At 64.7% G+C, this 15,113-nt stretch carries 19 protein-coding genes and 2 pseudogenes; 11 read left to right on the plus strand and 10 right to left on the minus strand.

All coding sequences use genetic code 11. From position 1 onward, the window contains the following. Positions 1-16: 16 nt before the first annotated feature. Positions 17-148, minus strand: a complete 132-nt coding sequence (locus ACFB49_RS02550) for a hypothetical protein (RefSeq protein ID WP_380875547.1) — start codon at positions 146-148, stop codon at positions 17-19. A 140-nt stretch (positions 149-288) separates the two neighbouring features. Between ACFB49_RS02550 and ACFB49_RS02555 the strand changes: the two genes are divergently transcribed. The 4 genes from ACFB49_RS02555 to ACFB49_RS02570 are packed head-to-tail and all read left to right on the plus strand — an operon-like array spanning position 289 to position 4,989. Then, on the plus strand, positions 289-1,452 hold the full coding sequence (locus ACFB49_RS02555; protein WP_380875549.1) for an aminotransferase: 1,164 nt from the start codon (positions 289-291) through the stop codon (positions 1,450-1,452). A 10-nt stretch (positions 1,453-1,462) separates the two neighbouring features. Beyond that, positions 1,463-1,891: an STAS domain-containing protein gene (locus ACFB49_RS02560; protein WP_380875551.1), complete on the plus strand. Its 429-nt coding sequence runs from the start codon at positions 1,463-1,465 to the stop codon at positions 1,889-1,891. A gap of 22 nt (positions 1,892-1,913) precedes the next feature. Next, entirely contained in the window at positions 1,914-2,876 is a 963-nt protein-coding gene (locus ACFB49_RS02565) for an MBL fold metallo-hydrolase (RefSeq protein ID WP_380875554.1), read from the plus strand. Next, the gene (locus ACFB49_RS02570; protein WP_380875556.1) at positions 2,851-4,989 is read left to right on the plus strand and encodes a CHASE2 domain-containing protein; all 2,139 of its coding nucleotides are present in this window, start codon (positions 2,851-2,853) and stop codon (positions 4,987-4,989) included. The genes ACFB49_RS02565 and ACFB49_RS02570 overlap by 26 nt, the downstream gene beginning before the upstream one ends. Positions 4,990-5,160: 171 nt before the next feature. On the opposite strand, the gene ACFB49_RS02575 is transcribed toward ACFB49_RS02570, so the two are convergent. After that, positions 5,161-5,754 carry an OmpA family protein gene (locus tag ACFB49_RS02575; protein ID WP_380875559.1) on the minus strand — a complete coding sequence of 198 codons (594 nt, stop codon included), beginning with the start codon at positions 5,752-5,754 and terminating at the stop codon, positions 5,161-5,163. Continuing rightward, positions 5,751-6,182, minus strand: coding sequence for a FecR domain-containing protein (locus ACFB49_RS02580; protein ID WP_380875562.1), 432 nt, complete (start codon positions 6,180-6,182; stop codon positions 5,751-5,753). The genes ACFB49_RS02575 and ACFB49_RS02580 overlap by 4 nt, the downstream gene beginning before the upstream one ends. A gap of 39 nt (positions 6,183-6,221) precedes the next feature. Here ACFB49_RS02580 and ACFB49_RS02585 point away from each other — a divergent pair, with 39 nt between their 5' ends. Then, positions 6,222-6,629, plus strand: a complete 408-nt coding sequence (locus tag ACFB49_RS02585; protein ID WP_380875565.1) for an ATP-binding protein — start codon at positions 6,222-6,224, stop codon at positions 6,627-6,629. Positions 6,630-6,632: 3 nt separating this feature from the next. Here ACFB49_RS02585 and ACFB49_RS02590 read toward each other — a convergent pair whose 3' ends face one another. Then, positions 6,633-6,980, minus strand: coding sequence for a hypothetical protein (locus ACFB49_RS02590; RefSeq protein ID WP_380875567.1), 348 nt, complete (start codon positions 6,978-6,980; stop codon positions 6,633-6,635). A gap of 178 nt (positions 6,981-7,158) precedes the next feature. Between ACFB49_RS02590 and ACFB49_RS02595 the strand changes: the two genes are divergently transcribed. The 4 genes and pseudogenes from ACFB49_RS02595 to ACFB49_RS02610 form a co-directional block, all read left to right on the plus strand. Continuing rightward, on the plus strand, positions 7,159-7,986 hold the full coding sequence (locus tag ACFB49_RS02595; RefSeq protein WP_380875570.1) for an SDR family NAD(P)-dependent oxidoreductase: 828 nt from the start codon (positions 7,159-7,161) through the stop codon (positions 7,984-7,986). Positions 7,987-8,020: 34 nt separating this feature from the next. After that, positions 8,021-8,758, plus strand: coding sequence for a metallophosphoesterase family protein (locus tag ACFB49_RS02600; protein ID WP_380879802.1), 738 nt, complete (start codon positions 8,021-8,023; stop codon positions 8,756-8,758). Between the two features lie 318 nt (positions 8,759-9,076). Then, a pseudogene (locus ACFB49_RS02605) lies at positions 9,077-10,006 on the plus strand (NF038122 family metalloprotease); the annotation flags it as partial. A 27-nt stretch (positions 10,007-10,033) separates the two neighbouring features. Further along, positions 10,034-10,144, plus strand: a pseudogene (locus tag ACFB49_RS02610) (PEPxxWA-CTERM sorting domain-containing protein); the annotation flags it as partial. 242 nt (positions 10,145-10,386) lie between these two features. Here the strand turns inward: ACFB49_RS02610 and ACFB49_RS02615 are convergent. From ACFB49_RS02615 to ACFB49_RS02640, 6 genes are all read right to left on the minus strand, one after another. After that, positions 10,387-10,878: a methylated-DNA--[protein]-cysteine S-methyltransferase gene (locus tag ACFB49_RS02615; protein ID WP_380875573.1), complete on the minus strand. Its 492-nt coding sequence runs from the start codon at positions 10,876-10,878 to the stop codon at positions 10,387-10,389. A 145-nt stretch (positions 10,879-11,023) separates the two neighbouring features. Then, complete coding sequence (gene rpsI / locus ACFB49_RS02620; RefSeq protein ID WP_380875574.1) at positions 11,024-11,584, minus strand: 30S ribosomal protein S9; 561 nt, start codon at positions 11,582-11,584, stop codon at positions 11,024-11,026. Further along, positions 11,584-12,063 carry a 50S ribosomal protein L13 gene (rplM, locus tag ACFB49_RS02625; protein WP_380875576.1) on the minus strand — a complete coding sequence of 160 codons (480 nt, stop codon included), beginning with the start codon at positions 12,061-12,063 and terminating at the stop codon, positions 11,584-11,586. The genes rpsI and rplM overlap by 1 nt, the downstream gene beginning before the upstream one ends. A gap of 119 nt (positions 12,064-12,182) precedes the next feature. Continuing rightward, entirely contained in the window at positions 12,183-12,497 is a 315-nt protein-coding gene (cutA, locus tag ACFB49_RS02630; protein WP_380875579.1) for a divalent-cation tolerance protein CutA, read from the minus strand. A gap of 10 nt (positions 12,498-12,507) precedes the next feature. After that, a complete protein-coding gene (locus ACFB49_RS02635; protein WP_380875582.1) occupies positions 12,508-13,560 on the minus strand; it encodes a COX15/CtaA family protein in 1,053 nt (350 codons plus the stop codon). A gap of 47 nt (positions 13,561-13,607) precedes the next feature. Next, a complete protein-coding gene (locus ACFB49_RS02640) occupies positions 13,608-14,015 on the minus strand; it encodes a GFA family protein (protein WP_380875584.1) in 408 nt (135 codons plus the stop codon). A 143-nt stretch (positions 14,016-14,158) separates the two neighbouring features. On the opposite strand from ACFB49_RS02640, the gene ACFB49_RS02645 reads away from it, so the two are divergent. Next, positions 14,159-14,527: a MerC domain-containing protein gene (locus tag ACFB49_RS02645; RefSeq protein WP_380875587.1), complete on the plus strand. Its 369-nt coding sequence runs from the start codon at positions 14,159-14,161 to the stop codon at positions 14,525-14,527. A gap of 45 nt (positions 14,528-14,572) precedes the next feature. Beyond that, entirely contained in the window at positions 14,573-15,040 is a 468-nt protein-coding gene (locus ACFB49_RS02650; RefSeq protein ID WP_380875589.1) for a Fur family transcriptional regulator, read from the plus strand. The last annotated feature ends 73 nt before the right edge of the window (positions 15,041-15,113 follow it).

Below are 15,113 nucleotides of genomic sequence, written 5' to 3' on the forward strand. Positions count from 1 at the left end.
GGCAGATCCGTGATCGTCAGCGCAAAGGGGCTTCTATGCGCGCCCAGAATTCGTCTGCGGTCAACGGGGGCGGATCGCGGTGATCGCGATCGTTCCAATCGTCGTTGATGGGGTTTGCCGAACGATCGGCATCGGCTGTTTCGATCATGGCATTCTCCTTTCGCTATAAACACTACTAAATCAGTAGAGAATAAATTGCCATGGCAATTTGCTATTTCCGGGCAAAGGGATTCTTTTGGCGCTGCCTGCCCTTTCGATCGGCGAGGGGGTGGCATATTCAGGGACGCCATGAACCCGATCTACGCCGAAATGCCGACAACGATCTTCGAGGCGATGTCCGCGCTCGCGCGCGAGCTGGGCGCCGTCAATCTCGGCCAGGGCTTTCCGGACGGGCGCGGGCCGGATGCGGTGATTGAGCATGCCGTGACGGCGCTCCGCGAAGGTTCCAACCAGTATCCGCCGATGCCGGGGCTGCCCGAACTGCGCCGCGCGGTCGCAGACCATTATCGCCGGCATCAGGACATGGATCTGGACTGGGCGACCGAGGTGACGGTGACGTCGGGCGCCACCGAGGCGCTGGCGGCGGCGATCTTCGCGCTGGTGAAACCGGGCGACGAGGTGCTGCTGATCCAGCCCATGTATGACGCCTATCTGCCGCTGGTGCTGCGCGCCGGGGGCGTGCCGCGCTTCGCCAGGCTTGCCCCGCCCGACTGGCGGATCGACGCCGAAATGCTGGACGCGGCCTTTACGCCGAACACGCGGCTGGTGATCCTGAACAACCCGATTAATCCTTCGGCCAGCCTGTTCGATGCCGACTCGTTGGCTTTGCTGGCCGAACGGATCGTCGCCCATGATGCGATCGTGATCAGCGACGAGGTGTGGGAGCATCTGGTGTTCGACGGGCGCCGCCATCTGCCGATCATGGCGATGCCGGGGATGCGCGAACGCACCGTCAAGATCGGATCGGCGGGCAAGATATTCTCGCTGACCGGATGGAAGGTCGGCTGGATGTGCGCGGCGCCGCATTTGACCCGGGTGATCGCCAAGGCCCACCAGTTCCTGACCTTTACGACTCCGCCGAACCTGCAGGCCGCCGCGGCTTATGGCCTCGCCATGTCCGACGATTATTTCGCGGAGATGCGCGAAGGTTATGCGCGATCGCGCGACCGGCTGGCGGCGGGGCTGGGGCAAGCGGGTTATGCGGTCCTGCCATCGGTCGGCACCTATTTCCTGTCGGTCGATCTCGCGGCGTCGGGCATCTCCGCCGACGATGTGACGTTCGCCGAAATGGCGGTGCGCGAGGCGGGTGTGGCGACCATTCCGGTTTCCGCTTTCTATGCCGAGGACGCCGTGCGCAACGTCGTGCGGCTGTGCTTCGCCAAGCGCGACGAGACGATCGACAGCGGTATCGCGCGGATGGCGATGGCAAGGCAATTTTTCGTATCGAATTGATGCAGAACAGTTGGTTGATGCTGCTTTCACTGTCGTCAAACCCATGAATCATAGTAATGATGAAGGTCTGCCGGGGGGCGGCAGGCAGTGGGGAGCGTTGCGGCATATGGAGTGGGCGAGCAGCACGGCGGGGAACATCACCATTGGCTGCCCGCGTGGCCGCGTGGACGAGGAAACGTGGGAAGTTTTTCTCGCGCAGATGACGGAAACCATTGCGGTTGCAGGAGATGCGGGTAACCGCTTCGTGCTCGACCTTTCGGAACTGGATTATATGTCGTCGCGCGGTTTGCGCGCGCTCACCATCGCCAAGCGCGAGGCCGACGCCCGGAGCATAAGCATGACACTCGCCCGCCCCAATGACAGGATGCGGGAGATCCTGGCGATCAGCCGCTACGACAAGATTTTCCCGGTGACGGCAGCAATCGACGCCGTCGGCTGAAATCCGGGATGGGGGAGAGATGATGCTGGTTCGTTTCTGGGGCACGCGCGGCTCGCTTCCCGTGGCGGCACGCGCTGCGACGATCGAACGCAAGGTGGCGCAGGCGCTGGTGGCGGCCGGCGGGCGGCGCTTCGCGGACGAGGCGGAAGCGCTCGCTTATCTTTCCAACGATACGAGCTTTGCCGCCGCGCGCACCTATGGCGGCGCCACCACCTGCGTCGAGATCGAGGGCGGCGACGACAGTTTCGTGATCTGCGATATGGGATCGGGCCTTCGCGAACTGGGCGTCAACGCCTTCGCCCGCTGCGCCGCCGGCAAGCGGCGCGAGTATAATTTCTTCCTGTCGCACCTCCATTGGGATCATATCATGGGCTTCCCCTTCTTCGGGCCGGCCTTCGATCCCAATGCCCGCATCATCATCCATGCCGGCCATCCCGATGCCGAAGAGGCGCTGCGCCGCCAGCAGGAGGAAATCAGCTTCCCGGTGCCGTTTGACGGCCTGCGCGCCGAGATCGAATTCAAGACGCTGGTGCCTGGCGAAACCTATGACATCGGTGGTCTGAAGGTGCAGACGGTGCCGCAATATCATTCGCACACATCCTATGCCTATCGCTTCGACGACGGCGAAAAGGCGGTCTGTTTCAGCACCGATGCCGAACACCGCGTCGACGACATGGATAACGAGAAGATGTTCGAGGCGTTCTTCGCGCGCGCCGACCTCTGCATCTGCGACACCATGTATTCGCTGGCGGACAGCGTGACGATGAAGGCCGATTGGGGCCATTCGAGCAACATTGTCGCGATTGATCTCTGCCAGGCGGCCGGGGTGAAGCGGCTGGCGCTGTTCCACCATGAGCCGACCTATAACGACGAGGATATCGAGCGGATGCACCGCGAATCTATCCGGTTCGAGGAGCTGAACCGGGGCGACCGGCCGAAGCTGGACGTGCTGTGCGCCTATGACGGGCTTGAAGTCGCGCTCTGACGCGGATGGCGCGCGGCCGCGCTCGCCGCTGGTGCGGGCGCGCGCGATCGGGCTTGCGGCGGCGCTGCTCGCGGTAATCCTGCTGCATTTCGCCGGGCCCGGCATCAGCGAGCGGCTGTTCGATCGCTACCAGAACTGGGCGCCGGCCAAGCCTTCCCGCCAGATCGCGCATGTCGTGCTGATCGATCCCGAGAGCCTGCGGACGGTGGGACCATGGCCCTGGCCGCGCTACACGCTGGCTCGGTTGACCGAGCGCATCGCCCAGGGCGGGGCGGCCGCCATCGGCTTCGACATGAATTTCCCCGAGCCCGATCGCTATAATCCCGATCATTTGGTGGCGCTCTATCCCGAATTGAGCGCGGCCGCGCAGGCCGATGTGGCGGCGCTGCCGTCGATGGACGCGGTGTTCGCTGAGGTGGTGGGCAGCCACCCGGTCGTGCTCGCCCGCGTCGGCCTAGTTCCCGGCAGCACCGATTATGAGGTGGCCGGGAATGTGGACGCGAGTCAGTTGCCGGTGGAGGCGGAGTTTACCCGTCCGCTGCCCGCGGACGTTGCCAGCTTCCCGCGCGCGATCGCCAATATCCCCGATCTGGACGAAGTGGCGGCGGGTCATGGCCTGATCAACGGCGCACCCGACGCGGACGGCGTAGTCCGCCGCGTGCTGATGGCGGCCAATGTCGGCGGGGTGCCCACGCCGGGCTTTGCGCTGGAACTGGCTCGGGTGGGCAAGGAGATCGAGCGCGTCGAGCCGATCCTTGAAGGATCGCGGCTACGCGCCATCCGCCTCGACGACCGGACCATTCCGGTCGAGGCGGACGGGCGGATGCGCCTGCATTATGGGCCGATGCCAGAAAAATCGGTGACGCCGGCGCATCTGCTGCTGCAACGCGGCCTCGCCCCCGGCCGGTTCCGCGGCAAGATCGTGCTGATCGGGTTGGCGGCGGCCGGCACGGCGGACGTGGTGACGACGCCGATCGAGGACGAGACCTATGGCGTCTATGTCCAGGCCCGCGCGGTGAATGCGATCGTCGGCGGCGAGGCGCTCGTCCGCCCGCGGCTGGCGATACTATGGGAGAGCGTGGCCGGTGTCGTGCTCGCACTGCTGGCGCAATGGCTGCTCCCCAAGCTGCGCCTGCCCTGGAGTGCCATCGTCCCGATCGCGACCGTGGCGGCGCTGATATTGGCGAGTTGGTTAGCCTTCCACTCTTCCGGGCTGCTGCTGGACCCGTTACGGCCGATCATCATCGCCGGCGCGGCGGGGGCGGGGTTGCTGGTGGCTTTGTTCGTCGAAGCCGGCTGGGCACGGCATCGGCTGGAACTGGCGCTCGATGCCGAGCGGCTGGGCGCTGCCAAGGCGGCCGGCGAACTGGAGGCGGCGCGCGATATCCAGCTCGGCATGTTGCCGCCGGCGGAGCGGATGACGCGCCTCAACCCCGCCATCGACCTCGATGCGCTGCTGGAGCCAGCGCGGTCGGTGGGCGGCGACTTCTTCGATGCGATGCGGATCGACGAGCGGCGCGTCTGCTTCCTGGTCGGCGACGTCACCGGCAAGGGCGTGCCGGCGGCCTTGTTCATGGCGCTTTCCAAGGCGCTCGCGCGCAGCATGTTGCGGCGCGGGCCGGCCGATCTTGGCGCGGCAATGACCGCGCTCAACGACGAAATCTCCCGCGACAATGGGCAGGATATGTTCGTGACGATGCTGGTCGGCATCATCGACGCCGACACGGGCGAGGTGTTGCTGTGCAATGCCGGCCACGAAAATCCGCTGCGCGTCGATGCGGATGGGCAGGTGGAGGAAGTGGTGATGGAAGGAGGCCCACCGCTCTGTGCGGCCGAGGGCTTTCCCTATGCGGTCGAGGCGGTGCAGCTCGTTCCGGGCGAGGGGCTGGTGATCGTCACAGACGGCGTGACCGAGGCCCAGAGCCCGGAAGGCGATTTTTTCGGCCATGACCGGCTGGGCGAAGCGCTGTCACGCTGGCGCGTTGACCGCCCGGCGGGCGAGGCGGGCACGGCGTTGCTGCGGGCGGTGCGGCGTTTCGAGGCGGGCGGCGAGCCGAGCGACGATGTGACGGTCCTGGCGCTTCGCTATCGTGGGGCTGGGGTGCGGGAGTGATGAAGTCCCCCCTGGTCACCCCGGACTTGTTCCGGGGTCCACCATTCCGCAAGCGGTGTCACCCGCGGCTCTAGACCATCACCGTCCGTGCGTGCCGAAGAGTGGGCCCCGGAACAAGTCCGGGGTGACGGCGGTAGTATTTATGCGCCTGCGCGCCGAACTAATCAGACCCTATCGCACCAGCACCTCGACACGACGGTTCATCGGTTCGCGGGTTTCGTCCGCGGTGGGAATCAGGGGATCGCGTTCGCCGCGGCCGCTGGCGCGGGTTGAGGTGGGGTCGAGGCCGCGCGTTATCAGCGTCTCGCGGATGTGGCGGGCGCGGTCGAGTGACAGGCGGTCATTGTCCTCCTGCGATCCCAGCCGATCGGTGTGGCCGATGATCAGCACGTCGGCCCCGGGCCGGCGTGCCACTTCGGCGAAGAGCTCGTTCAGCGTCGCATCGGAGCCGCTGACGAGATCGGTCGAATCCTCAGCGAAATAGAGCGTGAAGCTGCGCGGCGGCGGCGGCAGGCCGTCGATCAGTGCGCGATCCTGTTCGGAGAGCTTGGTCGGGTCGACGGCACGCTGGCGCACCGTGCTGCCGCCGACGTTGGCGCGGGTGTTGGCCTGATCGATCAGTGCGCGATCCTCGCCGCTCTTTTCGTCGATTACGGCGACGGCGCCCGTCTTGGCACCATTTTCGCCGTCCAGCAGCAGGACCGATTGGGTGGCGCAGGCGGTGAGGAGCGCGAGTGCGCCGAGCGCGACGGAGGCGCGGATCAAGGAACCATCACCACGAAACGGGTGCCGCGGACGCCGAGCAGCGATGTTGGCGTGCGGACCTGCATCGCCTTGGGATCTTCCTTGGCGATCTGGCCGGACACCACGGCGAGCGAGCCGCGATCGACCTTGGTGACGAACTGGCCCTTGTGGGTGGTTTCATCAAACTTGAATTCGGACAGCGCGACGCGCGATCCGGGGCCGGCCGAAAAGCGGGTATTGTCGATGAAGGTGACGGAGAGGCGGCCATCCTTGCCGGTGACGAGGGTATCGCCCTTCTCCAGCGCGAGGCCGGGCGCGGGCGCCACCTTCTTGCCGCCGCGTTCCACCCAAGCCTGGCCGGTCACGCGCTTCACCCGCCCGATTTCCGCAAATGCCGGGGATGAGAGGGCAAGCATCAGGATGATAGTGGCGAAGGCACGGCGAATCATTTTCTTTTCCCCCGCTATATGACGGATAGAATAAGCCCGATGCGACAAGACGACAATCTGGCGATTTCGGTACCAGCAGGCCCTCGCGCCGTATCCGAAGCGCTGGCGGCGGTGCGGGAATTCTTCAAGATCGGCCAATGCGACGCCGACGATCGAGCGCACCTGGCGATCATCGTCGAGGAGCTGGTGCTGAATATCGTCGAACACGGGCAGGCGCCGGAGGGCGACCCGATCGATATCCGTTTCAGCCGGGCGGACGATGGCATCAGGCTGGAGATCGTCGATGGCGGCACGCATTTCGACCCGCGCGATGCCGAGCCGCCCGGCGATCCGCCGCCCGAGCGGGGAGGGGGAGCGGGCATCGCGCTGGTCCTCGCCTGGTCGCAGATCCTCTCCTACGAGCGGCGCGACGGTAGAAATCACATGGTGTTGCTGCTGGACGAGTGATGGTCAGCGGGCTGCGAGCATCCGCACCGCGTCAATCTGATCGCGGCTGAAACCGAATTCGAACAGCTTGCTTGCCAGCCGTTCGGCCAGACGATGGCCGTTGCGGGCGGCGCAGACGAAGCTGCGCAGCGTTTCCAGCCGCGGATCGGCGAGCGGGCGGGTTGCCTCGTTACCGGTCAGGATGCTGACGAGCCGACGCCAGCGCGTCGAGATGACGATGCCGCCACCGCGGCCCGCTTCGCGGATGGCGAGGCCGACGACCCGCCATTCAAGCGCCGACAGGGCGAGAAGCGGTGCACTGGCAACGCCAGCGACGCTCTCAAAGCTGTCCGTGATCGGCATCCAACTCATGACACGCTCCTGAACACCTGCGAACTAGATACGACTCTATCTGAACCCTGGATGCATCGTCCGCGCACCATGCGCTGTGATGTTCGCCACATCCGGCGGATCAGGCATGTCCATTTGGACGGCGTGCGTCGCGCGGGGCACGACTAAGCTGCGGAAAATTTCGACGGGAAGGATAAGAATGGCGTTTTTCGAGGGCAAAATTGCAGTCATCACTGGGGCTGCGAGCGGGATCGGCCGGGGACTGGCCGAACGTGGACATGCGCAGGGGATGAAGCTGGTGCTGGCCGATCGCGACGCCGCGGCTTTGGGCGCGCTCGCCGCGTCGCTCGACGGTGCGATCGCGGTGCCGACCGACGTGACCGATCCCGCCGCGCTGGTGGCGCTGGCGGATGCCGCCTGGGCAGCCTTCGGCGGCGTCGACCTGTTGTTCAACAATGCCGGCATCATGGCGACGGGCTATAGCTGGGAGATCGAGCCCGCCCGCTGGGACGCGTCGATCAATGTCAACCTGAAGGGCATCCTGCATGGCATTCGCGCATTTGTGCCCCGCATGATCGCGCAGGGGCGCGGCCATATCGTCAACACGGCATCGGTGGGCGGTTTCGGTGCGAGCCCGCTGATGGCGCCTTATAGCGTCACCAAGTTCGCCGCGGTGGCGCTGACGGAATCGCTGCATGCAGAACTGGCGATGATCGGCGCGCCGGTGGGGGTGAGCCTGTTGGCGCCCGGCCCGGTCAAGACCGGCATCTTCGACAATCCGTTCGGCGATATCGCCAACCCCGCCGCAGAGCATTTCGTCGCTGAATTGCGGCACATGCTCGACACTTATGGGCTGGAGCCTGGCGAGTTCGCCGACAAGGTGTATGATGCGCTGGCCGAGGGGCAGTTCTGGATCGTGCCGCAGCCCGAGGCGCTCGATCCGATGCTCAAGGCGCGGACCGAAACGATCCTGGCGCGGCGGACGCCGGAATTCTCATGGAGCGGGGGCGATCCGGTCGAGGCCTGACGGAACCCGAAGCGCGGTGGTGGCTTTACGGTTTATGGCCGCCACCCGCCTCTTCCACATTTCCGACCTGCATTTTGGCCGCGAGGATGCCGTGGCCGTGGCGTGGTTCGCTGACCGTGTGCGCGCGGAACGCCCCGACGCGGTGATCGTCACCGGCGACCTGACGATGCGGGCGCGATCGCGCGAGTTCGAGGCGGCGACCGAATGGCTACTGGCGCTCGATGTGCCGGTTTCGATCGAGCCGGGCAATCATGACCTGCCTTATTTCAACCCGATCGCGCGGATGACATCGCCTTATGGGCGTTTCCGGAAGCTCGAACGCGCACTTGAGCGGCCGTTGGACCTGCCGGGCATATGGCTGGTGCCGCTGCGCACGACGACACGGGCGCAATGGCGTTTCAACTGGTCCTGGGGCGTGGTGCGTCGCCGCGCGATCGCCGAAGCGGTGGAGCGGCTGCGTGCCTGCCCGCCCGATCATCTGGCCATCGTCGCCTGCCACCACCCCCTGATCGGTTCCGAGGTGACCGCAGCGCATGGGGAGACGTTGCGTGGGCAGAAGGCGCTGGAGGCGATCACTGCGGCCGGTGCTGATGCTGTGCTGAGCGGGCATGTCCACCAGCCGTTCGACTCACGCTTCGAAACGGCAGCAGGCTCGGTGCGGCTGATTGGCGCTGGCACCTTGTCCGAACGACAGCGTGATGCGCCGCCCTCGTTTAACGAGTTGCGCGTAGAGCAAGGCGGGCTCGACGTCATGGTTCGGACGATGGCTTGAAGGTCCGCGAAATCGCGCCAGGGTATCCATATACCTTTTAAGATCGAAATCGTCAAAATCTCAATTGCTTGTCTATATTTCTATTGGACAAATTTGACCAGTCAATAGAAATATAGTTTCACATTGGGACAGTAACGAGGGACTCCCATATTGGGGTCGATCTTCGATTCAGGGTAATAGAGATTTCGTTCTCCGACTCGCATTTTTTGGCCTTCTCTGATCCGCTTCTAGCGGCGGATCCCTTTGTTATTGGGGGGTGCGATGAGACGATCTGCAACAACCATGCTTGGCGTTGCCACGCTTGCATCCATTCTGGCGATGAGTGCACCGGCGGAAGCCGCGGTGACGTTCAACTTCACCTTCACTGCGGGCACCAGCGCCCAGGCGCAGCAGGCCTTTATCGACGCCGGTAACCGTTGGTCCACGCTGTTCAGCGACAATGCCACCGTCAATCTGACCGTCGGCACGGCCTCGCTGGCGCCGGGTATCCTCGGGCAGGCGGCGTCGCGGCGGGTGAGCTTCAGCTATACCGACTTCAAGACGGCGCTGGCGGCTGATGCGAAGAGCGCGGCTGACACCTCGGCAGTGTCGCATCTTGCCGGTGGCAGCAGCTTCGGGATGCTGATCAACCGCACCTCTGACAGTCCCAATGGCGCCGGTTCGGCGACGCCCTATGTGGATTCGAGCGGGGCGAACAACAGCACCATCAACATGACCGCGGCCAATGCCCGAGCGTTGGGATTGAATGCGGGCAGCGGCACGGTTGGGATCTGCACGTCCAATTGCGACGCCGGCATCCAGTTCAACAGCGACTTTGCATTCGATTACGATCCGACCGACGGCATTTCTGTGGGCGAATATGATTTTGTCGGGATCGCCACCCACGAAATCGGCCACGCGCTGGGCTTTATCAGCGGTGTCGATATTCTCGATATCAACAGTCCGCCGCTGGGCGGACCGTTCCTGGCCGATCAGTTCGTTTTCGTCAGCCCGCTCGACATGTTCCGCTATTCGGATGCGAGCGGCGCGGCCGGGGTGATCGACTGGACCGCGGACACGCGGGCGAAATATTTCTCACTCGATGGCGGCGCGACGGCCGGACCGCTGTTTTCGACGGGCGTGAATTTCGGTGATGGTCGGCAGGCCAGCCACTGGAAGGACAGCCTCGGCATCGGCATCATGGACCCGACAGCTGCGACCGGCGAATTCCTGTCGATCAGCAGCTTCGATGCGCTGGGCTTCGATGCCATCGGCTGGGATCTCGCCGGGCCGCAGGACGTGCCCGAACCCGCAAGCTGGGCGATGATGATCACCGGCTTTGCGATGGCGGGCGGCGCCATGCGTCTCCGCCGGCGGGGAGAACAGCGGCGTCGCGTGCCGGCCTAACGGTAGCATGGCCAAAGATAAAGGGGCGCCCCTCGCGGGACGCCCCTTTATCGTCGAGACTGTCGAGCGGCTTCGTGACTGCCCGCCCGATCTTCTGGCGATCGTCGCCTGCCATCACCCGCTGATGGGCAAGAAGGGCAACGATGGCCGTGGCGAAACGCTGCGCGATGCGCGGCATTCGCTCAACGAACTCAGTGTGGAGGCGGGGCAGCTCGACGTCACGGTGCGACCCCCAGAGGAGTTCAAGCGGCGCTCCTCACGCCTTCGATCCCGAGCAGGTGTCGCTTTGCCTCCAACCCACCTGCGAAGCCGGTAAGGGTGCCGTTGGTGCCTATCACGCGGTGGCAGGGCGCCACGATCGAGACCGGGTTCTTGCCATTGGCGGCGCCGACGGCACGAAAGGCGGTCGGTCGGCCGATTGCGCGCGCGATATCGGCGTAGCTGCGTGTCTCGCCGAACGGGATTGTGAGCAACGCGCGCCAGACGCTCTTCTGGAAATCGGTGCCCTTGAAATCGAGCGGCAGGTCAAACGCCCGACGGGTGCCGCGGAAATATTCGGACAACTGCTTTTCTGTTTGGGTCAGAATCGGGTGGTCGGCATCCTCGACCAGTGGGTTCAGCCGCACGCGCTTGGGATCATCATTCTCCCACAGGATCGCGGCCAACCCTTCGCTACTTGCGATGATCTTCAATGCCCCGACCGGGGAGGCGACTGTCTTGTAGGCGTAAGCCATGTCTCATCTCCTTCGTCCTGACAGCCGATCTAGGCCATGTTGAAGATTGTCGCTTCCCGTCCGTTGCTTTCAAAACTGGCGATGGCACAAACAAAAAGGGCGCCCCCGCAGGGACGCCCTTTCCGTAAGCCCAAAGGCCGTTTTCTTAGCGCTTCGAGAACTGGAAGCTGCGGCGGGCCTTCGCCTTGCCGTACTTCTTACGCTCGACCGCGCGGCTGTCGCGGGTCAGGAAGCCGGCGGCCTTCACCGGGGCGCGCAGGATCGGCTCGTAGCGGGTCAGCGCCTGGCTGATGCCATGCTTGACCGCGCCGGCCTGGCCCGAAAGACCACCACCCTTGACGGTGCAGACGACGTCATACTGGCCATCACGCTCGGCGACGCCGAACGGCTGGTTGATGACGAGGCGCAGCGTTGGGCGCGCGAAATAGACTTCCTGGTCACGACCGTTGATCGTGATCTTGCCGGTGCCGGGCTTGAGCCACACGCGGGCAACGGCATCCTTGCGGCGGCCGGTGGCGTAGGCGCGGCCCTGCGCGTCGATCTGCTGTTCGCGGAGCGGCGTGGTCGGCAGGGCCGGGGCGATCGGAGCGGCGACTTCGTAGCCGGCTTCGTCAGAAGCCGGGGCGGCCGCAGCGGCCGGAGCCGGGGCCGGCGCGGCGTTCGTCAGGGCCGCGAGATCGGCGAGAGACTGGCGATTGTCGGACATTATGCGCCCACCTTGTTCTTGCGGTTCATCGAGGCGACGTCGAGAACCTCGGGGTTCTGCGCGCCATGGGCATGTTCGGTGCCGTTGAAAATGCGCAGGTTGCGCATCTGCTGCCGGCCGAGCGGGCCGCGCGGGATCATGCGCTCAACGGCCTTTTCCAGAACGCGCTCCGGGAAGCGGCCTTCCAGCACCTTGGCGGCGGTGACGCCCTTGATGCCGCCGGCATAACCGGTGTGCTTGTAATAGATTTTCTGGCCCAGCTTCTTGCCGGTGAAGCGCACCTTGTCCGCATTGATGACGATGACATTGTCACCGCAATCGATGTGCGGGGTGAAGCTCGGCTTGTGCTTGCCGCGCAGGATGTTGGCGATGATGCTGGCGACGCGGCCGACGACGAGCCCTTCGGCGTCGATCAGCAGCCACTTCTTTTCCACCGTGTACGGCGTTGCCGACTTGGTGGTCTTCATGAGCGCTTTCATTGGCTCGGACCTTTTCGAAAACAAAGCACGCCGCCCAACGAGGAGCGGCGCAGACGAGGGGCCTAATGGCGATGAGGGGGGTCAGAGTCAAGAAAAATGGCGGGTTTCATGAGGGGTATCTAGATACCATCTCTGACCCAGGCCTCATAGGCCGGGTGCGCTGCGCTGATCGGCCAGGCTACGGCGGCGGGCACATCGTAGCTGTGTTTGGCGGCGATCGCGGCGATCAGGGCGTTGGCCTGGTCCGCGCGCGTCTTGAACAAAGCGGGGACTTCGGTCGCTTCCTCGATCGCGCCCTGCCAGCGGTAGATGGAGCGGCAGGGGGCGAGGATGTTCACGCAGGCTGCGAGGCCGGTTTCCACCATCGCCCGGCCGATCCGTTCCGCCTCCGCCTCGTCCGCGAATACGGCATAGACGGTGGCGATGGCGGTCATGCGCCTGCCCTTATCCTTGACGCGCGCCGACGCGATGGGCGGTCCAGGCGGCACTCGCGACCAGCAGCGCGCCGATGGCCTGGTGGGCGACGGCGACATATATGTCGACGCCGGTGAGCAAAGTCGCGATGCCGAGGCCGATCTGAAGGAAGAGGAAGGTGGCGATGGCGTGGACCGGGCCCTTCACGCCCAGATTGTGCGCCTTCCATGCGAGCGCCAGCAGCACGGCGGCCGTCAGCCAGGCGAACCAGCGGTGGACGAACTGCACGACAATGGGATTGTCGACGAGGTTGCGCCACGCGGGTTCGAGGAAGGCGACGCCTTCGGGGAAGAAACGCCCGCCCATCGTCGGCCATTCGGCGAAGGCGTAGCCGGCGTCGAGGCCGGCGGTGAAGGCGCCGAGCAGGAGTTGGAGGAAGAGGATGAGCAGCGCCGCTGCGGCTAGCCCGGTCAGCCGCGCCGGTCGGGCGGCGGGATTGCGCTGGAGATCGAACAGGTCGAGCGCGGTCCACACCAGGCCGCCGAGCGTGAACAAGGCGGTGAGCAGGTGGATGGCGAGCCGCACATGGCTGACATCGGTGCGGTGGGTGAGGCCCGAAGTCACCATCCACCAGCCGATCGCGCCCTGCAGGCCGCCGAGCGCGAGCAAGGCGAGCAGGCGGGGGAGGTAGCCCGCGGGGATCTGCTTGCGCACCCAGAACCAAAGGAGCGGCAGCGCGAAGGCCAGACCGATCAGCCGGCCCAGCAGGCGATGGACATATTCCCAGAAGAAGATGTGCTTGAACGCTTCAAGGCTCATGCCCCGGTTGATCTGCTGATATTCCGGGATCTGCTGGTATTTTTCGAACTCGGCCATCCACTGCGCTTCGTTGAGCGGCGGGATGGCGCCCGTTACTGGCTTCCATTCGGTGATCGACAGGCCCGATTCGGTGAGGCGGGTGATTCCGCCGACAACGACCATGGTGAAGACCATCAGGGCGACGACGAGCAGCCAGCGGGCGATGCGCGCCGGCTGCGGCTGGGCGGCGGGCCGGCTGGCCGCCACGGTGGTGGAAAGCGACATGCGCGCGCCTATGCCTGCCGCCGCCGGGCTAAACAAGGGGCGGGGCGTCAGTCGTCCATCGGCGGGTAGCGATCGAACTCCGGCTTGCGATGCGCATCCTTCATCCAGACAATGCGGTCGGCGACCTGGATGTGAGCATCGGGGGCAGGGAAGGCGTCGGGCTCGTCGAGCGTCGCGGTCTGAACGTCGATCATGCCGGGCAGCATCTCTTCGTTGATATAGAATAGCCCGGTTCCGCAGGTGCTGCAGAAATGGCGGCGGCCATGTTCGGACGATGCGTGGACCTTGGGCTCACCCGACAATAGCTTCACATCGTCGGCCGGGAACATCGCCCAGGACACCAAAGGCGCGCCGGCAGAGCGGCGGCAATCGGTGCAATGGCAATAAGCGTGATGAAGCGGCGCGTCGCCCATTTCATAGCGCACCGCTCCGCACTGGCATCCACCGGTCGGCATTTCCGTCTCCCCGAGTCGTGATTGTCTGGCGGACCCTAGCAGATCGGGCGCGAGGCGATGATGTCACATGTCGAAATGATATGTTGTATCTTATTCCGGATCATGCCATTGCGGACGCCGACCAGAGGAGTGGATTCGGGATCGTGCCGGAGTTTGCGGGACGCAGTCATTGGTTTGACCGATTGGCGATCGGCCTTTCGGGCCTTTGCCTCGCGCATTGCATTGCGTCCGCCGTGCTGGTCGCGCTGCTGGCCTCGGCCGGTGGCATCCTGCTCCATCATTCGATTCACGAAGCCGGCCTTGTGCTGGCGATCGGCTTTGCGGTGCTCGGCCTCGGCCGCGGCGTGATGAGCCATGGCTTCATGATGCCGGGTGCGATCGGTGGCCTGGGCATCGGCGTGATGGCCGGTGCGCTCTCCATGCCCCATAATGCGGGGGAGGTGATCTACACGATCATCGGCGTGGCGCTTGTCGCATTGGGCCATGATCTCAACCGCCGGGCGCTGATCTAACCTCCGCTGCTTGCCGAAAGGGCAGGCAACGCCTAGATTTGCCGCATGGCCCACGCGCATTCCCATGTCATGCATGAAGGTGCGTCGCTCAAGCAGGCGGCGCGCGACACGCTCGAGAAATCGGGTCAGCAATGGACGGCGATGCGCGCTGCCGTGTTCGACGCGCTCGCCAAGTTCGAGCGTCCGGCATCCGCCTATGACATCGCCGAGGCCGTTTCCAAGGCCGAGGGCCGGCGGATCGCCGCCAACAGCATCTATCGCATCCTCGATCTGTTCGTGGCGTCGAACCTCGCCCGGCGGGTGGAAAGCGTGAATGCTTATGTCGCCAACGCGCATCCCGACTGTCAGCACGACTGCATCTTCCTGGTGTGCGACAATTGCGGGCAGGCGACCCATATCGACGATGACAGCCTGAGCGGTAATGTCCGCCGAGCCGCTGAAAAAACTGGCTTTTCGGTGAAGCGCCCGATCGTCGAAGTCCACGGGACGTGCGCCGACTGCGATAAAGGCTGACCGAATCTCCTCCGTATCTTGATCTGCGATGGTTCACCTTCGCGGATAGATGGACTACGGGGGTGGTTTGAAA

The sequence above is a fragment of the Sphingomonas sp. DBB INV C78 genome (assembly GCF_042693015.1).
Taxonomy (GTDB): Bacteria; Pseudomonadota; Alphaproteobacteria; order Sphingomonadales; family Sphingomonadaceae; genus Sphingomonas_E.